19 protein-coding genes are annotated in these 18,052 nt (G+C 67.5%); 9 read left to right on the top strand and 10 right to left on the bottom strand.

From position 1 onward, the window contains the following. Positions 1 to 11: 11 nt before the first annotated feature. Complete coding sequence (locus NR810_RS10855; protein WP_257451044.1) at positions 12 to 1,130, top strand: 3-deoxy-7-phosphoheptulonate synthase; 1,119 nt, start codon at positions 12 to 14, stop codon at positions 1,128 to 1,130. Positions 1,131 to 1,168: 38 nt separating this feature from the next. Here NR810_RS10855 and NR810_RS10850 read toward each other — a convergent pair whose 3' ends face one another. Continuing rightward, positions 1,169 to 1,852 (bottom strand): hypothetical protein, encoded by a 684-nt coding sequence (locus NR810_RS10850; protein ID WP_257451041.1) that lies wholly within the window; start codon positions 1,850 to 1,852, stop codon positions 1,169 to 1,171. 465 nt (positions 1,853 to 2,317) lie between these two features. On the opposite strand from NR810_RS10850, the gene NR810_RS10845 reads away from it, so the two are divergent. After that, entirely contained in the window at positions 2,318 to 2,776 is a 459-nt protein-coding gene (locus tag NR810_RS10845) for a hypothetical protein (RefSeq protein ID WP_257451039.1), read from the top strand. Positions 2,777 to 2,822: 46 nt separating this feature from the next. Here the strand turns inward: NR810_RS10845 and NR810_RS10840 are convergent, their stop codons facing one another. After that, positions 2,823 to 3,758, bottom strand: a complete 936-nt coding sequence (locus NR810_RS10840; protein ID WP_257451037.1) for an SDR family oxidoreductase — start codon at positions 3,756 to 3,758, stop codon at positions 2,823 to 2,825. Positions 3,759 to 3,990: 232 nt separating this feature from the next. On the opposite strand from NR810_RS10840, the gene NR810_RS10835 reads away from it, so the two are divergent. Beyond that, positions 3,991 to 4,758 (top strand): VOC family protein, encoded by a 768-nt coding sequence (locus tag NR810_RS10835; protein WP_257451035.1) that lies wholly within the window; start codon positions 3,991 to 3,993, stop codon positions 4,756 to 4,758. On the opposite strand, the gene NR810_RS10830 is transcribed toward NR810_RS10835, so the two are convergent. From NR810_RS10830 to NR810_RS10820, 3 genes are all read right to left on the bottom strand, one after another. Further along, positions 4,734 to 5,174 (bottom strand): VOC family protein, encoded by a 441-nt coding sequence (locus NR810_RS10830; RefSeq protein ID WP_257451033.1) that lies wholly within the window; start codon positions 5,172 to 5,174, stop codon positions 4,734 to 4,736. The genes NR810_RS10835 and NR810_RS10830 overlap by 25 nt on opposite strands. 173 nt (positions 5,175 to 5,347) lie before the next feature. Continuing rightward, positions 5,348 to 6,064 carry a hypothetical protein gene (locus NR810_RS10825; protein WP_257451031.1) on the bottom strand — a complete coding sequence of 239 codons (717 nt, stop codon included), beginning with the start codon at positions 6,062 to 6,064 and terminating at the stop codon, positions 5,348 to 5,350. A gap of 641 nt (positions 6,065 to 6,705) precedes the next feature. Beyond that, a complete protein-coding gene (locus NR810_RS10820) occupies positions 6,706 to 7,314 on the bottom strand; it encodes a 2,3-bisphosphoglycerate-dependent phosphoglycerate mutase (protein ID WP_257451029.1) in 609 nt (202 codons plus the stop codon). 105 nt (positions 7,315 to 7,419) lie between these two features. On the opposite strand from NR810_RS10820, the gene NR810_RS10815 reads away from it, so the two are divergent. Further along, positions 7,420 to 8,019 carry a hypothetical protein gene (locus NR810_RS10815; RefSeq protein WP_257451027.1) on the top strand — a complete coding sequence of 200 codons (600 nt, stop codon included), beginning with the start codon at positions 7,420 to 7,422 and terminating at the stop codon, positions 8,017 to 8,019. 79 nt (positions 8,020 to 8,098) lie between these two features. Then, positions 8,099 to 8,674 carry a CDP-alcohol phosphatidyltransferase family protein gene (locus NR810_RS10810; RefSeq protein ID WP_257451025.1) on the top strand — a complete coding sequence of 192 codons (576 nt, stop codon included), beginning with the start codon at positions 8,099 to 8,101 and terminating at the stop codon, positions 8,672 to 8,674. 42 nt (positions 8,675 to 8,716) lie between these two features. On the opposite strand, the gene NR810_RS10805 is transcribed toward NR810_RS10810, so the two are convergent. Next, positions 8,717 to 9,394, bottom strand: a complete 678-nt coding sequence (locus NR810_RS10805) for a phosphoribosylanthranilate isomerase (protein WP_257451023.1) — start codon at positions 9,392 to 9,394, stop codon at positions 8,717 to 8,719. Positions 9,395 to 9,469: 75 nt separating this feature from the next. After that, positions 9,470 to 11,455, bottom strand: coding sequence for a M3 family metallopeptidase (locus tag NR810_RS10800; RefSeq protein ID WP_407653770.1), 1,986 nt, complete (start codon positions 11,453 to 11,455; stop codon positions 9,470 to 9,472). Positions 11,456 to 11,723: 268 nt separating this feature from the next. On the opposite strand from NR810_RS10800, the gene NR810_RS10795 reads away from it, so the two are divergent. The 3 genes from NR810_RS10795 (at position 11,724) to NR810_RS10785 (ending at position 14,577) form a co-directional block, all read left to right on the top strand. Further along, the gene (locus NR810_RS10795; protein WP_257451019.1) at positions 11,724 to 12,170 is read left to right on the top strand and encodes a hypothetical protein; all 447 of its coding nucleotides are present in this window, start codon (positions 11,724 to 11,726) and stop codon (positions 12,168 to 12,170) included. A gap of 6 nt (positions 12,171 to 12,176) precedes the next feature. After that, positions 12,177 to 13,175, top strand: a complete 999-nt coding sequence (locus NR810_RS10790) for a Gfo/Idh/MocA family protein (RefSeq protein ID WP_257451017.1) — start codon at positions 12,177 to 12,179, stop codon at positions 13,173 to 13,175. A 343-nt stretch (positions 13,176 to 13,518) separates the two neighbouring features. Further along, a complete protein-coding gene (locus NR810_RS10785) occupies positions 13,519 to 14,577 on the top strand; it encodes a terpene synthase family protein (protein ID WP_257451014.1) in 1,059 nt (352 codons plus the stop codon). A gap of 13 nt (positions 14,578 to 14,590) precedes the next feature. On the opposite strand, the gene NR810_RS10780 is transcribed toward NR810_RS10785, so the two are convergent. The 3 genes from NR810_RS10780 to NR810_RS10770 all read right to left on the bottom strand — a co-directional run bounded on the left by NR810_RS10780 (position 14,591) and on the right by NR810_RS10770 (position 16,365). Continuing rightward, the gene (locus NR810_RS10780; protein ID WP_204224659.1) at positions 14,591 to 14,935 is read right to left on the bottom strand and encodes a thioredoxin family protein; all 345 of its coding nucleotides are present in this window, start codon (positions 14,933 to 14,935) and stop codon (positions 14,591 to 14,593) included. Positions 14,936 to 15,007: 72 nt separating this feature from the next. Beyond that, the gene (locus NR810_RS10775; protein ID WP_257451010.1) at positions 15,008 to 15,712 is read right to left on the bottom strand and encodes a DUF4142 domain-containing protein; all 705 of its coding nucleotides are present in this window, start codon (positions 15,710 to 15,712) and stop codon (positions 15,008 to 15,010) included. A 125-nt stretch (positions 15,713 to 15,837) separates the two neighbouring features. Next, positions 15,838 to 16,365, bottom strand: coding sequence for a hypothetical protein (locus tag NR810_RS10770; RefSeq protein ID WP_257451008.1), 528 nt, complete (start codon positions 16,363 to 16,365; stop codon positions 15,838 to 15,840). Between the two features lie 184 nt (positions 16,366 to 16,549). Here NR810_RS10770 and NR810_RS10765 point away from each other — a divergent pair, with 184 nt between their 5' ends. Further along, a complete protein-coding gene (locus NR810_RS10765) occupies positions 16,550 to 18,010 on the top strand; it encodes an SMI1/KNR4 family protein (RefSeq protein ID WP_257451006.1) in 1,461 nt (486 codons plus the stop codon). Positions 18,011 to 18,052: the final 42 nt, after the last annotated feature.

Raw genomic sequence — 18,052 nt, 5'->3', positions numbered from 1 at the left:
AAGGAGCTCCGATGAAGACCAGGTCCGCCAGCGCGACCGAGGGTTGCTCTGCGCCCGTCGACAAGACCGGCCAGACAGACGACGAGAGGATCAGCGACGTGACGCCGCTGCCGCCGCCGCAACACCTCATCCGCTTCTTCCCGGTGCGCGGCACGCCAATGGAAGCGCTGATCAGCGACACGCGCCAGCGCATCCGCGACATCATGACCGGGAAGGATGACCGCCTGCTGGTCATCATGGGCCCGTGCTCGATCCACGACCCACAGGCCGCGCTCGACTATGCGAAGCGGCTGAAGGTGGAGCGCGAGCGCTACGCCGACACGCTGGAGCTCGTGATGCGTGTGTACTTCGAGAAGCCGCGCACGACGGTCGGCTGGAAGGGGCTGATCAACGATCCCTACCTCGACGAGAGCTACCGCATCGACGAAGGCCTGCGCATCGCGCGCCACCTGCTGCTGGACATCAACCGGCTCGGCATGCCGGCGGGCAGCGAGTTCCTCGACGTGATCTCTCCGCAGTACATCGGCGACCTCATCTCCTGGGGTGCGATCGGCGCCCGCACGACGGAGAGCCAGGTGCACCGCGAGCTGGCCTCGGGCCTCTCGGCACCCATCGGCTTCAAGAACGGCACGGACGGCAACATCAAGATCGCCACCGATGCCATCCAGGCGGCGGCACGGCCGCACCACTTCCTGTCGGTGCACAAGAACGGCCAGGTGGCGATCGTCGAGACCCGGGGCAACACCGACTGTCATGTCATCCTGCGCGGCGGCAAGTTGCCGAACTACGACGCGGCCAGCGTCGCGGCCGCCTGCCAGGAGCTCGAAGCGGCAATGCTGCCGGCCACGCTGATGGTGGACTGCTCGCACGCCAACAGCAGCAAGCAGTACCAGAAGCAGCTCGACGTCGCGCGCGACATCGCGTCGCAGATCGCCGGAGGCAGCCGGCGCGTGTTTGGCGTCATGGTGGAGAGCCATCTGGTGGCCGGCGCGCAGAAGTTCTCGCCCGGCAAGGATGACCCGGCGCGGCTCGAATACGGCAAGAGCATCACCGACGCCTGCCTCGGCTGGGACGACTCCGGCGAGGTGCTGAAGCTGCTGAGCGACGCGGTGAAGGCGCGGCGGCCCTGACCGCCCGTGGTGGCGACTTCGACACCTTCAGCCGGCGCTCAGTTCATGTCCCAGCGCGCGGCGATCTCCTCGCACGCCAGGTGCACGTCTCCCAACCGCCGCCGCTGGGCCTTGGGTGCCACGAACACCTTGCCGGCGAACACGTCGAAGACGCGCACCAGCCGGTGGTCCACCTCGCCCTGCTGCTTCAGGTTCTGCTCGGCGAAGAGCTGGAGCACCGTGGCGATGTACTGGCCGGAGGCCTCGTCCAGCGGCGTGTGCTTGGAGAAGTAGAGCTTGAGCAGCCCCGAGCGCATCATCCCGTGGCGGTCCACGCTGCGCAGGAGCAGCTCCGGGCGCACGTTGATGGACACCCCCGCGAGCGCCAGCGGAGGCAGCCCTTCGTCCGCGGGGCTGGCCACCGCGTTCGTCAGCGCCAGCTCGCCCGAGGCCTTGAGGAAGTGCTGGAGGGCCTCGGCGCACAGGGCGAACCGGTGGGCGTCGAAGTCCGACTCGGGGATGGCGTTGATCAGGCGGTGCTGGTGGTAGCGGAGGATGGCCTCGTCCCGGCCATCGCAGAGGAACTCGACGATGGCCTGGGCGGCCTCGGGGTAGCGCAGGTACTTGGGGTCACACGGGTGCTTCTGCGCGTGGATGATGCGCTTGCGCAGCGCGGGACGCGCGGTGAGGTACTGGCCGAGCTTGTTGACCGAGACGCACGGATTCTCACGGAAATCAGCCACGGAAGACCCTTCCTTGCCGGTGTTGGGCATGAAGCAACACTACCGTTCGGGTCTGACATGTCCGGCCCGGAGGAAGGCCCGGAGGCACTCCCTGCCGCAGAGGGGAAGTGAGTGGGAAACCCACCCGCCTGGGTCGGGCGGGAACATGCCCGAACCACGCGCTCCGAGATCAACCCGAGGAGGCTTCGCGGGTGCCGATCGAACTGGAGCGCCAGGTCCGCACCGTGACAAGAATCACTATCAATCGTCACGAATACGGCTTCATGCGCCGTGACAGGAATCACCATCAGTCGTCACGGAGAGGTGTTGTCTGCCGTGACAGTGATTGTCATCTTGCACAGACGTGGTGTTCGTGCGAGTAGTGCATGTCTGAGCGCGATGCACTCTTTCCGGGGGGGACCCAAGGCAGGAGCGTCGCCCATTTCCGCTCGACATCAAGAACGCAAGTCGTAGAGGGAGAACGGTATGAAGCGTAGTGGTTTCGTGGCTGCCATCTGGTTGGGAGTTTCTCTATCCGCTGCGGGCTGTGGTGGTACGGAGGTCTCCAGCAACGCGGATTCTCTCGAGAGCACCGCGCAGGAGATGCGGTGCCACGAGTGCGGTGACCCCTGGAATGAGCCCGAGGATCCCGAGCCCGTGGACCCGCCCCCGCCCCCGTCCTCGAGCTGCCCGAGCACCCTCCCAGAGCCGGCCGACCGCTTGTCCCTCGAGTGCAAGTACAAGAAAGACAGCCAGTCGCCGCGTTGTGTCTATTCCATTCCGTCGGTGGACTGCACCGCCTGGCAGAACTACGCCAGGATGTACAACCTGGTGACCGACGATGGGCTCGCGTATCTCCGGCAGGCACATCTCTGTCCGGCCCTGGTGGATTACGGGCGTTGGCCCAACGATTTTCACATCAGCATCATCTGCCCTCTGGGGTGATTCGAGGTCAGCACGCGAGCGTGTCACGCTGCTCGAGCAGGGCGTCTCAGGCCGCCGCGGCCGAGCGCCACCGGGCGAGAGTGTCCCGGACGTACTCCCCATAGCTCCGGAGAGGGTGACCGAGCAGCTCCGTGGTGCGTGCGACGCTGCGGGGATCGGTCGGCACGTAGAAGCGTGAGATGAGCCGGTAGGTGTTGAGGAAGTCCTCCTGCTTGCGGCCCGAGAGGCGCTCGCGCAGCGGGCGCGTCCAGGTCTGCTCGTCGTCACCGGTGTAGCGCACCTCGCGGCCCAGCGCGGCGCTCCACACCGCAGCGCACGCGGGTCCCGAGAAGGTCGCCGGCCCGTCCACCGGGTGCGTCCCCGAGGGGATGGACGGGTCGAGCATCGCTCGGGCCGCGGCGTCGCCCACGTCACGCACGTCCACCCGGTTGAGGCCCTTGTGGCCCAGCGGCTGGGAGAAGATGCCCTCCAGCAACTGCTCGCGGAACAGCTCGTCGTTCTGGCAGAAGTTGGAGGGCATGAGCAGGACCGGGTTGGCCCGCGAGCGGCGGACGCGCTCGGCGATGGCGAACTTCGGCCGGTAGTGCGGAATCAGGCGGCCGAACGTCCCCCGCTTGAGGGCGCGCACCAGGCGGTTCGGCCCGTCCACGTGGACCCCCACGAAGACGAGGCGCGCGCCGGCCGTCTCGCACGCCTCCACGACGTTACGGGCCAGCTGCTCCTCGTCCTCCTCGTGTGGGGAGGAGTAGAAGGCGGACGCCACGCCGTCCATGGCCCGTGCGAGACAGGTGCGATCCCGCACGTCTCCCACCTGCCGCTCCACGGTGTCGGGCAGGTGGGCGAGTCCGTTCGAGGAGCGCGTGAGGATGCGCACGCGCGCGCCCGCGTCCAGCAGGGCTCGGGTGACTTCGCTGCCGACGGTACCTCGCGCCCCGAGGACCAGGACGGAGCGCTGCGTGGTGCGGCTGGATGGACCCTGCATGATTCCCCCCGGGTGTGCGGGGCTCGTGCCCCGGCTTGAACGGGGAAGGACATAGCCGCCACGGGGTGGTGGAGCCAATGGCCCCCCGAGGCAGGGGGAGGTGTAGTCGAAGTGACGCAAGAAGCGCAGCGCTCGTCCGAGAGCTGGCACCGTTCTGTCGCGGACTACCGGCACCATTCGCCGCACTTGCGGCGACCGCTCGTGTAATAGACACCCCTTTGGAGGAAACGCGATGAGCCGATTCATCTGGTACGACCTGATGTGCTCCGACCTCGCCGGTGCGAAGGCTTTCTATTCGGACATCATTGGCTGGAAGACCGAGGAGTTTCCGGGAGGCGGCTACGAGATCCTGAAAGCCGGCGACAAAGGCGTCGGGGGCATCATGGCGCTGCCTGACGAGATGAAGCGCGCTGGCGTTCCGCAGCACTGGATGGGCTACATCCACGCCGACAACGTCGATGCCACCGCTCAGGAGGCGCAGAAGATGGGAGGCAGGGTGATGTCGCCTCCCTCCGACATCCCCACCGTTGGCCGCTTCGCCGTCCTCGCGGATCCGCAGGGGGCCGTGTTCGCCGTCTTCAAGCCGCTGCCCAGCGAAGGCGAGCTCGCTCCTCGCGAGCTGCTCGGCAACTTCAGCTGGGCCGAACTCAACACCACCGATTGGCAGAGCGCCTGGAAATTCTACTCCGCGCTCTTCGGCTGGAAGGCCACCTCGTCCATGAACATGGGCCCCGAGTTCGGCGAGTACTTCATGTTCGGCACCGATCCCAAGCAGTCGATGGGCGGGATGTCGAATGCCGCCAACATGATGAAGGCCCCTGCTCACTGGCTGCACTACATCAACGTGAAGAACGCCGACGAGACCGCCAGGCGCATCCCGGAAAAGGGCGGAAAGGTGCTCAACGGCCCGATGGACGTCCCCGGCGGAGACCGCGTCGCCCAGTGCATGGATCCGCAGGGCGGTGTGTTCGCCATCTATTCGGCAGCCAGGCGCGCGTAGCTCTCCTTGCCTGCAACCAGGTTCGCTCGACCATCATCGAGGTACTCGGAGACCTCGACCAGATTGGCGTCCGGGTCCCGGAAATACACCGAGAGGATCGGACCGGTCGCACCCGTGCGGCGTAGGGGACCCTCGAGGATTGGAACGCCTACCGCGGCGAGGTGTTCCACGACATCCGTCATGGGCGTCCGGGTAATGAGGCAGATATCGATGGCGCCGGGCGTCGGCGACTCGGCCTTGGGCTCGAAGGTCTTGCCCACCTCATGCAGGTTGAACTTCTGATTGCCAAAGGCGAGCGCCTTGCGCCCCTCGCCAAAGGTGACGACTTCCATCCCCAACACCCGCGAATAGAACGCGCAGGTGCGCTCGATGCTGCGGACGGTCAGTACGAGGTGGTCGATCCTGTCGATACGCATTCTTCCTCTCCTTGTGTCTCATCTCGACGCACAATGGTCAGGGCGAGGGAGCCGGAGGCACAATCTCGATTCGACAGTCGACATGAGGAGAAGAAGGTCTCGACGATGAACAGACCCGGATGGGAGGGAGGGGAACGGGCCGCTCCCCTCCCTCCCATGCTCACTTCGCTGGCTTAGTAGAAGCTAGCCTGGATGTTCGTGTAGTAGATCCGGGTGAGGCCCTCGTATCCGGAATCGGTGCCGATGAGCAGGTAGACCTCACCGCGGGCGTTGGTCGTCACGGTGAAGGAGTGCTCGAAGTGCTTCAGCTGGTAGCCGGGCACGTCCGGGTTGGGCTTGGCGAGGTTGCCAATGAACTGCATGTCGGGGCCATCATTCAGCTGATTGCCCTTGTCGACGTTGAGGATGTAGTACGGGGTGCCGCCGACGTCCTCCACGTTGAGGACGGGCGCGTAGTTCACCGCCCCGGCCTTGACCGCGACGGATTCGGCCGGCGAGCCGCCGATGCCGATCGAGCCCGGGACGGCGTCGGTCGCGAGGTCGAAGTTCAGGTAGACCGTGTACTGCCTGTTGGGCAGAAGGCCCACGGAGGCGTCGATCTTCCTCGAGATGTACATGAAGACATCGTCGCTGCGGTTATGGCTCTGGATCCTCAGGCCGTTCACCCCGTACTGATCCGGAATGGCGCTCCACCCGAAGCCGGTCTCGTAGATGCCCGTGCTGAGGTAGTCCGTCGGAAGATCGGCGAACCCATGCGTCCAGCCCTGCGTGCCCTGCGCGAAGGTGTAGCTCACGGACACGGGCGCGGAGGCCTGGGCACTCGGCTGCCCACTCATGAACGAAGCCGCCACTGCAACGGCGCACACGGCGCTGCTCATCAGATTTCTCATGGTTGTATACCTCTCCAGGGTGATTTGCTTCATGACGGCAACGACACCACACACTCAGCCATTGCAAACATCGGCCGCGTCAGTAGCAGGTGGGTCTGACAACCCCTCCCGCGTGATGGGACTCATTAACTGTGATGTATTGGCAGATTCTCAGACCTTGTAAAATGGGTCTTGAGAGGTTTGCGCTGGCTGAGTGTCTTCATGAATATACACATGCCCCCGTGGGGTGCGAGAGACAAGAATGCATAGGGCGGATAAGTGAGCGTGCCCATGCCTTCTGTTTCTTGCTCGCTCAGAGGCAATGAATTCGTTTTGTCAGCGCGTGCCTGATGACGCATTGCGATGATTGTCAGGTGTTGACGCAATGCATTGCCTGGGAGGAATTGGCACGCACTTGTCACAAACATGAGTGTGCAGCGGACCTCGGGCATGTGGTTTTGCGCGCACGCCGGTTTCCTGGCTTTTGGCATTAAAAGAAAGCCAGCCTGCAACGCTGTCTCATGGAGTGAGACTCAGGGCTTGGCGGGCAGCCACCGAGGGCACATGAGGGGACAAAAGAAAAGCCCAACAATCCCTTGAGATTGCTGGGCTTCCCAGGTTGTCCCCGACGGGATTCGAACCCGTTGGGACTCGGGCGCGGATTACGGCGTGGTGTTGCGCTTGCTGATGACCTCGCACTCGTTGGACAGCTCGTAGACGAGCGGCACGCCGGTGGCCAGCTCCAGGCCCACCACCTGCTCGCCGGTGAGCTTGTCGAGCTTCATCACCAGGGAGCGGTTGGAGTTGCCGTGGGCCACCACGAGCACGTTCTTGCCCTGGCGCAGGTCGCCGCTGATGGCGCGGTCGTAGAAGGGCAGCACGCGCTTGGCGGTCATCTCGAGCGACTCGCCATTGGGGGGCGGCACGTCGAAGGAGCGGCGCCACAGCTTCACCTGGTGGTCGCCCCAGCGCTTGGCGGCGTCCTCCTTGTTGAGGCCCTGGAGGTCGCCATAGTGGCGCTCGTTGAGGGCGGCATCGCGGATGACGGGGATGCGCTGGCCGAGCGACTCGAGGATGATGGCCAACGTCTCCTGGGCGCGCGTGAGGGCGGAGGTATAGGCGACGTCGAACTTGAGGCCACCGAGGGACTTGGCGGCCTGCCGGGCCTCGGCGCGGCCCTGTTCCGTCAGGGGCACGTCCACGAAGCCGGTGAAGCGATTCTCATGATTCCAGAGGGACTGACCGTGTCGGACGAGAGCGAGGATGGGCATGTCCGCCCCCTACTTCAACCCGGGCCGGGCTGTAAACCGGGACGAGCGCTCCGGGTCCGGGGTGGGATCCATCCATCATGGGGGCAGGCTAAGCTGGTGCTCACCGTGCAACGTTCCCGCCCTCACCCGCCCTCGGAACAGCCCATCGCGCTCTCTCCCATGGAAGAGGTGCCCTCGCCGCGCGAGCTGCTGGAGCGGGCGCGGGCGCCTGACGCGGCCCGTCCCGAGGTGGATGCGCTTCTGCGGGGGCTCGCCCTGCCCCTGAAGCCAGGAGAGGACGCTCGTGCTCGGGCGGACCTGTTGCACGAGATCCTGGAGGACAAGCGGGTCCGGGCCTTCACGGGCAGCAAGGGGCGCCGGGTGGCCCATGCGGTGGGAGAGGCACTCCTGGCGCTCGGTTATCCCTACGCGCTGGAGATCCCTCCGGAACTGCTCGCCGAGTCCCGCGGTCTGGCGTCTTCTGGGGCGGAGGTCCCCGCCTGGGTGCGCGGGCTGGTCGCCTTCGTGGCCGTGCTGATCGGGGCTTCGGGTCTGCTGCTGGTGGGGCACGTCCTCCATGTATTGGCGATCAGGCGCTGGGACGGCTTCCTGCTCCTCGTGTACGGAATGGCACTGCTCTCGGGGTCGATCTTCATCGGGGTGGGCAAGGTGCTGCTCGGGGCGTCGTGGCGGCCCGGGGCGCCCGAGGAAGAGCAGGAGGACTGACAGGGGGCGACGAGGGAGCGGGCGGGCCATTGCTCCCCCGGAATGCAGCGGGCGGGAAGAGTTCCTAGGTTGTGGAGGTATGCGCCGCCGCACGAGCCTCACGCTCCTCAACGCGCTGTCGCTTTCCCGCCTGCCACTCGCCGCCGTCTTCGTCGTGATGGAGGAGCCGCTGGTCCGGGTCGGGCTGGTGATGGCCGCGGCGCTGACGGATTTCCTGGATGGGTGGATCGCCCGTCACAAGCACCTGGAGTCGTACTGGGGAGCGCTCATCGACCCGCTCGCCGACCGGGGCTTCGTGATGGTGGCGCTGCTGGCCTTCGTGCTGGAGGGCAGCCTGTCGCCGGTGGAGTTCGGCATCCTGGTGGTGCGCGACGTGGCGACGGGGCTGGCGTTCGTGGTGGCGCGCATCGTGCCCCGATTCCGGCCGGTGAAGTTCCAGGCGCGGATGCTGGGCAAGGTGGTGACGACGCTGCAACTCGGAGCGTTGCTGGCGGTGCTGGTGGCTCCGGTGCTGGTGCGCCCGCTGGTCATCGCGGTGGGGCTGACGGCGCTCGCCGCCGTGGTGGACTACACGGCGGCGGTGTGGCGGGCGAGGGCACGTCCCGGTCCGGGTGGACCCCACATCCCCACGCCCACGGGAAGGGGCGCGGTGTGAGGCGTCGCTCCCTCTCCCCCTGGGAGAGGGCCGGGGTGAGGGTCAACGCTCGTCGGTGACCGAGCGAATTCGCGCGAAGAACCGCGTCAGCTTCTCCTCGTCCAGCTTGCCCTCGGTCCGCACGCTGCTGCACAGGTCCAGCCCGAACGGTCCCACCTGGCGGATGGCCTCGCCCACGTTCTCCGGGCGCAGACCGCCAGCCAGGAATATGGGCACACGCACCTGCTCGCGGATGCGCCGGCTGACGTTCCAATCGTGGACGCGCCCGGTTCCGCCCAACTCCTTCACCGCCAGGGATTGGTTGCCCGAGTCGAGCAGCAGTGCATCCACGTGCGGTGCCACGGAGAGCGCCTCCTCCAGGGACTCCTCGCCGGTGACGTGGATGACCTGCACGAGCGACACGCCGGGCATGGCTCCGCGCAGATCCGCGTAGCTCCCGGAGGTGAGCCGGTCGCAGATCTGCACGGTGTTGGTCCGGCAGCGGCGCTGCTGCGCGATGATGTGCTCCACGTCCTGCCCGCACGTGAGCAGGAAGGTGGCGATGGGTGGCGGCACGGCGGCGGCGATCTCCGCGATGAGCGCCTCGGAGATGACGCCGGGACCGCTGGGCATCGAGGACACGAGACCGAGCGCCGAGGCTCCAGCGCGAATGGCGGTCCACGCCTCCTCCACGCTGGAGATACAGCAGATCTTGATTCGAGGGGTGAGGGTGGCTTGCACGTGGGACTCCTGGTCGTGGAAGACCCTCACCCTAACCCTCTCCCAGGGGGAGAGGGGAGGGGATGAAGAGGGGGGCTAGTTCTCGTCGAGGTACTTGCGGTAGGCCTCGAAGCCGTAGGGACGGCCCAGGAAGTCCTTCACCAGGTCCGCGGCGGGCTTGGAGCCACCGGGCTCGAGCACCGTCTTGCGGTACTTCATCGTCGTGGCCGGGTCCAGGTAGCCGTTCTTCTGGAACTCGGTCTCCAGATCCTTGGCGATGACGAGCGACCACACGTACGTGTAGTACGCCGCCGAGTAGCCCTCCAGGTGTCCGAAGGACAGTTGGAAGTATGTGCCATCCCGGTACTCGTGGCGGAACGGGCTGTACTTCTCCTGCAGCTTCGCCAGCTCCGCCGTGGTGTCGAAGCCCGGCGCGCGCGAGTAGTACTCCAGTGCCACCGCCGACAGGAACATCTGCCGCCGCGTCCACAGGCCCTTGCCGAACTCGTTCGAGGCGCGCAGCTTCTCCACCATCGCCGCGGGAATCGCCTCGCCCGTCTGGTGGTGGCGGGCGAACTCCTGGAGCACCGTGGGGTTGGACGCCCACTGCTGCAGCAGCATCGAGGGCGTCTCCACGAAGTCCCACTCCGTGGAGATGCCGGTGATGCCCTTCCACTGCTGCCGGCCCGCGAAGATGTGGTGCAGCAGGTGGCCGAACTCGTGGAAGAACGTCTCCACGTCGTCCTGCGTCATCAGCTCGCCCGGACGCGGGAAGTTGCACACCAGCGTGCCCTCCGGATGGCGCTTGCCGGCCTGGCCCGCCACGACGTCGAACTGCGCCGCGTGCTTGTACTTGTCATCACGCGGGTGCATGTCCAGGTAGATGCGGCCCAGCAGTGCCCCGTTCTCCGTGACGTCGTATGTCTCCACCTCCGCGTGCCACACCGTGGCGTCCTTCACCGGCACGAAGGTGATGCCCCACATGCGCGAGGTGATGTCCATCACCCCCTTCTTCACCCGGCCGTACTCGAAGTAGGGACGCAGCGCCTGCGAGTCGAAGCCGAGCCGCTCCGCCTTGAGCCTGTCCTCGTAGTAGTCCTGGTCCCACGGCTCCAGCACGGTGGCCTTGGGCTCGTCCTTCTTCTTGCGGGCGAGCAGGTCCGCGTACTCCTGCTTCGCGCGCCGCTCGGAGGTGGCGGCCACCTTGTCGATGAACTCCGCCGCCACCTGCTGCGTGCGCGTCATCTTCGTCTCGGTGACGAACGCGGCCCAGGTGGGATAGCCCAGCAGCGTGGCCAGCTCGTGCCGCTTCGCGATGAGCCGGGAGAGCACGTCCAGGTTCTTCGGGTGCGCGCGCTGGTGGTAGGCACGCCACACCTTCTCGCGCGCCTTGCCGTCACGGGCGTACGTCATGAACGGGAAGTAGTCGGGGTAGTTGGAGGTGATGACCACCTTCCCATTCGCCCCCGGCGCGTGGGCCTTGATGAAGTCCTCGGGCAGGCCCGCGAGCTCCTTCGGGTCCAGCTCCACCTTGCGCACGTCCTCGGCGATGTTCTGGTTGAAGGTCTGGCCCAGCTTGAGGATCTCCTCGTTGAGGGCCTTCACCCGGGCGCGGGTGGCGTCGTCCCGGTCCACGCCCGCGCGGCGGAAGTCGAGCAGGGTGCGCTGCATCCAGTAGCGGGTGGCGTCGTCCATCTGGGAGAGGTCCACGGCGGACAGGGCGTCATAGACGCCGCGGTCCTGGGAGATCTCCACGTTGAGGGCATCGGCCTTCTGCTCGCACGCACGGGCCGCGTCGCGGAAGGCGGCGTTGGGGTGCACCTCGCGCGCGAGGCTGGAGCGGTTGAAGGAGTTTCCGATGGCGGCGGTGGCCTCGTCGTAGGCCTCGAGGATGGCGCGGCCGTCGGTGGCGGGCTTCAGCTTCTTGAGGGCGGCCACCTGGGCGCGGGCCTTCTCCAGGTCGGCGGTGCAGGCGGCGTTGAAGGCCTCGAGCGTGCCAGAGAGGCCCCTGGCCCCCTCGGGAGGAGGCAGGGACCCACGGGCTTCGGTTCGGGTGGGGGAGGAGGGCTCGGGATTCTGCATGGTGGAGTGGGTGCAACCGGCCACGCTGAGGGCGGCCGCGAGGGAGAGTGCTGCGATTCTCAAGACGACTCCTTCTGCGAAGTACGCAACGGCGGAATGTATCGCCGGGATGAGACGGCCGCTGCCATACCGTGCTCCCGAGCCGGGCAGTCAACCAATCGCCCCGGCCCGCCCTCTCCTCCAGGGAGCGGAATGGGGTACGGGTATCCTGTGTGCCCCTTTCCAAGGCGTGGTGACCGTGCATCCGAGACATGGAGTGTGGCTGTTGATGTCCTGTTTGCTGGGATTGACCTGCGGCTGTGGCTCGACCGGGGCGGAGGTCACGCCCGACATCGAACCGAAGGTGAGCCCCTCGAGTGCGTGCAAGGCGGACGGGCTGCTGCTCTGTGATGATTTCGAGGCGGCGTCCGCGGGTGGTGCTCCCGACCCCGGGACATGGTCTGTCCAGGTCTTCCAGCAGCAGGGCCGCATCTCCGTCGATGGCACCCAGGCGCGTTCCAGCTCGAAGGATGGTGCCCGGCACGAGCTGCGCGCGTGGTTCGATGGGAACGAGGTGGGGGGCCTCCACACGACGAACTGGAACGCCAACCTGACGAGCTGGTCCCCCCGCCATGCCCGTGCGTGGTTCGGCTTCGAGACCTATCACGGCGAGCAGGACGAGCTCTGGTACGACGACGTGGCTCTTGGCACGCAGCGGATCGGCTGCGACGGGTAGTCATCCATGCGAATCGGCGTCATCGGAACGAAGTGGGGTCTGATGCACGTGGGGGCCTTCCGCGAGGCGGGGGCCCAGGTGGTGGCGCTGTGTGGCCAGCACCTGGGCTCCACGCGCGAGATCGCCGCCCGGGAGGACATCCTCCTGGCCACGACGGACGTGCGGGAGCTGTGCGCGGTGGTGGACGCGGTGGTGGTGGCGAGCCCGGACGCGCTGCACCGCGAGCACGTGGAGACGGCACTGGAGTCGGGCCGGGCGGTGCTCTGCGAGAAGCCCCTGACGCTCACCGCCGAGGACGCGTGGGCCCTGGTCGAGAAGGCGCGCAAGGCGAAGCTCCCCTGCGCGGTGAACTTCCCCTACCGGATGCTCCCGCCGCTGCGCGCGCTGCGCTCCTGGCTCTCGGAGCACCCGGTGCACCACCTGGTCCTCACGGTGCGCAATTGCTTCGTCCCCACGGAGGTGACGCAGCCCGGGGCGTACGTGGGGCTCTCGGCGGACTTCGGGGGCGTCTCCCACCTGCTCGACGCGGCCTTGTGGTTGACGGGCAGCGCGCCCACCTGGGTTCAGGCCTCGCTGTCCGGCCGCCCGGTGCACACGGCCGCGCTGCACGTGGGGCTCTCCCATGGAGCCGTGCTCGTCCTGACGCACGCGGCCAGTCCGGAGCCGGGGCTGCACGGTGCGTGGTCGCTTCTGGGAGAGACGTGGGAGGCCGGCTTCTCCGGGGGCTACATCCCGGCGCGCGAGGGCTGGTGCGTCTCGCCCGTGCGGTGCTTCGAGTCCGGTGCGTGGCGTGATCTGGCTCCGGGCCTCGAACCCCAACCCGGGGCGCGAGAGCCCTGGGCCCAGGCCCACGTGGAGACCGCGCGCGAGTTCCTCGGAAGGCTCGCGGGACGGCCGCCCACGGACCGCGAGCTGGCCACGGTGAAGGAGGCAGCCACCGTGCAGCGCATCCTCTCGGCGGCGGTGGTGTCGGAGGGCGAAGGCCGCCGCGTCTCGCTGGACTGAGGGTGATGCGATGCGTCAGCTCGTGGTGTCCTACCATCCGTTGGGTGGACAACGGCTCGGAGGCTCTCCAGGCTGGTCTGCTTCTCGTGGCTCTCCTCCAATTCAAGTAGTCTTGTGTTCTCAGGCATTCAGACGATGAGAGGGGTGATGAGTCCGTGTCACTTCACTCCCGGTTTCCCCTGGCGGAAGCGGGTCCTCGAAGCACCTTCCGGGCGCCGGGGCGGAGCGGCTTTCTTCCCCGAAAGGAAGATTCGTTTCCACCTGCGTCGGAGTATTAGAGTGTTGAGCGCTTGACAGGCGCTCCATGTTCCACGGGGTATACCGTTTTTGGAGGGAGGTCCTTATGTCCGTCGCCCGTTCGTCTGCTTCCGCTGCGGTACCGCGGGAGCGGGGTGAGGCTCCTCTTCTGCGTGGCCCCGGTCTGTCGGCGCTGCGGATTCCCTCGCACTGGCCGTCGCAGCACAGCTTGTTCGCCGCGGCCATCCAGCAGGCCAGCCGGGCGCGGCTGCTCGGGGTGAAGCTGCTGCCGGACGACCCGGAGAGCCTCCGGCGCTTCGACACGAGCAACTTCGGGCTGCTCGCGGCGTACACCTACCCGCAGGCCACCCGCGAGCGGTTGGAGGTCTGCAACGACTGGCACGCCTGGCTGTTCTTCTTCGACGACATCGCCGACGAGGTGTCCGAGGTGGGACAGCGGCCGGCGCACCTGGAGCAGCTCATGGTGGCGTGCGTCGAGGTGCTGCGGGGCGCTCCGCTGCGCGCGAGTGCCACCGCGCTCGAGCACTACACGCTCGGCATCCGGGAGCGGTTGCGGCGCTTCGCCAGCGACGCGTGGCTGGCCCGCTTCGCGGATGACGTGGACCTCTATCTCTTCCGGGGCACGCTCCCGGCCGCGCAGCACTGGGCGTCCGGCACCGTGCCGGACTTCGACGCGTACTACTCCCAGCGCGCCCTGGACTCGGCGGTGTTCACGGCGTTGGATCTCATCGAAATCACCGAGGAGGGGCGCGAGCTGCCCGAGGGCGTGCTCATCAATGACGACCTGCAGCGGATGCGCGAGCTGTCCACGCGGGTGGTGGCGCTGAGCAACGACCTCTTCTCCTACGAGAAGGAGGTCCTCTGGCACCACAACCCCAACAACCTGGTGCACATGCTGCAGGTGCACCTGTCGATGAGCCTGGAGGACGCGGTGGAAGAGGCCATCCAGGTCATCAACACGGACGTGGAGCGCTTCCTCGCGTGCGAGGGGCGGCTGATGCGCTCGGGGTGGCTCGACGACGCGCGGGTGGCCTACTACGTCGAGGGGATGAAGTCGTGGATGCGGGGGAACGTGACGTGGTCGCTCGTGTCGGGGCGCTACTGCTCGCGGACCTCGCCCTTCCCCGAGATGCGCCTGCTGTAGCCCCCGCGGGCGCTCAGGCCGTGGGCAGGTGGTCGCGGATGACGCCGAGCCAGTACTCGCGCCCGTAGTACTGGCTCATCTTCCCGAGCAGCTTGCCGTCGCGGAAGAGGAGGAAGGTGGGGATGCCGTACAGCCCGAAGCGCCGCGCCAGCTCCTCGTGCTCGTACGCGTTCACCTTCACCACGCGCATACGGGCCCCCTCCAGCTCGGAGAGCAGCGCGGGCTCGGCGGCCGCGTAGATGTCGCAGTTGGGGCAGCCGGGGCCCCAGAAGTCCACCACCACCAGCTCGCCCTGGGGGGCCAGCACCAGCGCGTCGAAGTTCTCCGTCGTCGCGTCGTAGCTCACGGGATGTGCCATGGCCCCTGACTAACGGCACACCGCACCCGCTTCAACCGGGGAAGCGGGTGCCGGGGCCTGGCGCGGTGCCGCTCACCGGCCAGCGGGTGGCGGGCGCCCCTGCCGCTGCTGTGGAGCAGGTGGCTGCTGGCTGGCCTGGGCCTGTGGCTTGACCTGGCCGAGGAGCTGGTACGCCTGGTCCCGGTGCCGTTGGAGGGTGGGCAGCAGCCCGTCCAGCATCGGGGCCAGCTCGGGGTACTGCTGCCGGGCGAGCGTCACCAGTTGGATGGTCTCGTCGTGGGAGGCCACCTGCGAGGCCAGGTACTCCTGGTCGTAGAGGCTCCCCTGCAGCACCATCAGCTTGGATTTGGTGGCCTCGTTGGCGCTCAGGAGCCGGCGCTGCACGTCATTGGTCGGCTGCGCCATCGCGCCGAGCTGGATGCCGCGCTGCTTCGCGAGGTCCATGAGCTGCTGGTCGGCCCGGGTATGGTCCTGCACCATGTGCTCGCCGTACTGCTGCACGGTCGGCGAGAGGGACTTCTGCCGGGTGAGCTCCCCGAGGGCGATTTCCGTCTGGTTGATGCCGTGGAGCTGCGTGAGGAAGGCTGGGATGCCATCGGCGACCATCATCCGGCCCAGCTCGGCGATCTGCTTCGCCATCGGGTCGCGCTTCTCGCTCCGTACGCTCTTCTGCTCCGGCGGCTGTGCCGCGCCTGGTCTTTCCTGCGCCAGGGCCAGGCCTCCCACCGTCACGGCCATCACTCCGAGCAGTGCCCACCGTCCCCACGAGCGATTCATGTGCTCCACTCCTTGCAGGCTTTCACCGGAGGAAGCTGGCGCGGGAGGGAACGGGAGGACAGGGGAGGGGAGTCCGCCAGACGGGGCCCCCCAGGCCAGACGGGGGAGCCCTGGAGGACGGGGGCCTAGCGGGCGGTGACGTCCAGGGAGAGGATGATGGTGGCCTCGAAGTCGCCAGAGGCCGTCCGGGTGGTGCCCCCGCGCAGCCCGAGCCGGAAGTCGCTCCGGGCCAGGTTGGTCTCCAGCGTCTCGAGCGAGCCGCCGGTCGGGTCCATGGTGACCTGGGCGCTGCCCCGGGGGTCACGCGTCTCGGCGACCTCCACCTGGGCACCGGTCTCGCTGGCGCGCAGGAAGGCCACCACGTCGCCGGAGAGCACGTCCTGCAGCATGCCCACGTTCTTCGACTTCGTGGCATCCAGCTGGATGCGCGCGCCCGTCACCTCGAAGCGCGTGGGGGCCTCGCCCAGGGTGGATTGGGCCTGGGACAGAAAGGTCTTCCACTGAGCATCGTCGGGGTCCACGCGCAGGTCCTTGGCGATGGTGCTGCCCGTCACATCGCCGGGCTTGAGGTTCACCTGATAGGTGACGGTGCTTTCGTGACCGCCACCACAGGCGGTCAGGATCAGGAGGAGGGGGATGAGGAGGCGGTGCATGGTGGGGCTCCAGAATGGGATGTGGATGGGTGTTCCCGCGGGTTGAGTCGATACGGGATCAGCGGCTCGCGGGTGCGGAAAGAGGCTGCCCGCACGGGCCGGTGCCGTGCACAATATCCGACGAGGCGCACTGCGCAGCAGGCCCCGCGCGCCATAAGTTGGGGCCCTTCGATGTGGAGGGGACATGTTCGAGTGGCTGGAGGGACTTCAGAAGTCAGCGAAGCGGGTGGCGGCCGGAGTGGGACACGAGGACGTCCGGCGGGCGGAGACCGAGTGCGGGGTGCCATTCCCCGAGGAGCTCGGCGCGCTGTACCGGGCGTTCGATGGCGGTGAGTTCCAGGGGGAGGTCCACCTCTTCCCGCTGCATGGCCCCGAGGGCGCGCCCAGCGTGCTGGAGAAGTCGCGGCTGAAGCTGGAGAGCCTGCCCGCCGCCGGCCTCTGGCGCATCGGGGTGAAGGGTCCGCACCGTCAGATGTTCGCCGCGCGCAAGTCCGCCATGGTGGAGCAGGCCGACAGCCCGCTCCCGAGCTGGGCGGAGACGCTTTCGGACGATGATTGGATCTACGGCACCTGGGAGACGGAGAAGCGCGAGCTGCGGCTGTACCGCTCGTTGCAGAGCATGCTCGAGGTGCTCGTGCCTCCCGCCGAGGTGGAGGAGTTCGGTGACAGGACCTTCGCCCGGGCCCTCTCCGCGGTGCAGGGCGCGCTGACCGACCTCCACGTGGAATACGAGGACGGAGAGAAGGGCGAGCAGGTGAAGACCCGGGCCGGGGCTGACGAGGAGGAGGAGGCCGAGGGGGAAGAGGCCGGGGCTGACGAGGAGGAAGAGGCCGAGGAGGAAGAGGCCGGGGCTGACGAGGAGGAGGCCGAGGAGGAAGAGGCCGAGGCTGACGAGGAGGAAGAGGCCGAGGAGGAAGAGGCCGAGGAGGAGGGCGCCGAAGCCGAGGAGGATGAGACCGAGGCCGAGGAACTGGAGGCCGAACCCGGGGAACTGGAGGCCACGGCGGAAGAGGAGCAGGCCGGCGAAGAGGCCGAGGCTGACGAGGAAGAGGCCGAGGCTGACGAGGAAGAAGAGGTCGAGGCCGAGGAGGAACTCGAGACCGAGGCTGACGAGGAGGAGGCCGAGGAGGAATTGCGGAAGCCCGTGGTCGCCGCCGCCAGGCGCCGCGTGGAGCAGCTCCAGCAATCGGCCACCGAGGCCCAGGTCGCGCCCGTTGCTGCTCCTGCCCGGAAGGCCGTGAAGAAGGCAGCCGCCGTGGTGAAGACCGTCGCGAAGAATACGGCTGTGCGGGCCACGCCTCCCGCTGCCGGAAAGGGCGCGGCGAAGAAGGCCCCCGCGAAGAAGGTAGCCGCGAAGGCTCCGGCGAAGAAGGCGGCGGCGAAGGCCCCCGCGAAGAAGGTGGCGGCGAAGAAGGTGGCGGCGAAGAAGGTGGCGGCGAAGAAGGCCCCCGCGAAGAAGGCGGCGGCGAAGAAGGCCCCCGCGAAGAAGGCGGCGGCGAAGAAGGCCCCCGCGAAGAAGGCGGCGGCGAAGAAGGTGGCCGCGAGGGCTCCAGCGAAGAAGGCGGCGGCGAAGAAGTCCCCCGCGAAGAAGGCCGCGAATACCCGGACGGCCGTCAAGCGAGGGGCCGCGCGCGGCCGGCGCTGAGCCTCGTTGCCCTGGTCCTTCCCTTCGCACGGAGGACCGGGG

This window comes from Archangium lipolyticum (assembly GCF_024623785.1).
Taxonomy (GTDB): domain Bacteria; phylum Myxococcota; class Myxococcia; order Myxococcales; family Myxococcaceae; genus Archangium; species Archangium lipolyticum.
This window is presented reverse-complemented; position numbering and strand designations above follow the sequence as displayed.

Bases quoted from the DNA above. Each gene is read 5' to 3' on its own strand.
- NR810_RS10845 (WP_257451039.1), top strand. From the start codon at position 2,318: ATGAAGCGTAGTGGTTTCGTGGCTGCCATCTGGTTGGGAGTTTCTCTA.
- NR810_RS10825 (WP_257451031.1), bottom strand. From the start codon at position 6,064: ATGAGAAATCTGATGAGCAGCGCCGTGTGCGCCGTTGCAGTGGCGGCT.
- NR810_RS10780 (WP_204224659.1), bottom strand. From the start codon at position 14,935: ATGGCACATCCCGTGAGCTACGACGCGACGACGGAGAACTTCGACGCG.
- NR810_RS10855 (WP_257451044.1), top strand. From the start codon at position 12: ATGAAGACCAGGTCCGCCAGCGCGACCGAGGGTTGCTCTGCGCCCGTC.
- NR810_RS10775 (WP_257451010.1), bottom strand. From the start codon at position 15,712: ATGAATCGCTCGTGGGGACGGTGGGCACTGCTCGGAGTGATGGCCGTG.
- NR810_RS10785 (WP_257451014.1), top strand. From the start codon at position 13,519: ATGTCCGTCGCCCGTTCGTCTGCTTCCGCTGCGGTACCGCGGGAGCGG.
- NR810_RS10765 (WP_257451006.1), top strand. From the start codon at position 16,550: ATGTTCGAGTGGCTGGAGGGACTTCAGAAGTCAGCGAAGCGGGTGGCG.
- NR810_RS10800 (WP_407653770.1), bottom strand. From the start codon at position 11,455: ATGCAGAATCCCGAGCCCTCCTCCCCCACCCGAACCGAAGCCCGTGGG.
- NR810_RS10790 (WP_257451017.1), top strand. From the start codon at position 12,177: ATGCGAATCGGCGTCATCGGAACGAAGTGGGGTCTGATGCACGTGGGG.
- NR810_RS10830 (WP_257451033.1), bottom strand. From the start codon at position 5,174: ATGCGTATCGACAGGATCGACCACCTCGTACTGACCGTCCGCAGCATC.
- NR810_RS10810 (WP_257451025.1), top strand. From the start codon at position 8,099: ATGCGCCGCCGCACGAGCCTCACGCTCCTCAACGCGCTGTCGCTTTCC.
- NR810_RS10820 (WP_257451029.1), bottom strand. From the start codon at position 7,314: ATGCCCATCCTCGCTCTCGTCCGACACGGTCAGTCCCTCTGGAATCAT.
- NR810_RS10770 (WP_257451008.1), bottom strand. From the start codon at position 16,365: ATGCACCGCCTCCTCATCCCCCTCCTCCTGATCCTGACCGCCTGTGGT.
- NR810_RS10795 (WP_257451019.1), top strand. From the start codon at position 11,724: ATGTCCTGTTTGCTGGGATTGACCTGCGGCTGTGGCTCGACCGGGGCG.
- NR810_RS10835 (WP_257451035.1), top strand. From the start codon at position 3,991: ATGAGCCGATTCATCTGGTACGACCTGATGTGCTCCGACCTCGCCGGT.
- NR810_RS10840 (WP_257451037.1), bottom strand. From the start codon at position 3,758: ATGCAGGGTCCATCCAGCCGCACCACGCAGCGCTCCGTCCTGGTCCTC.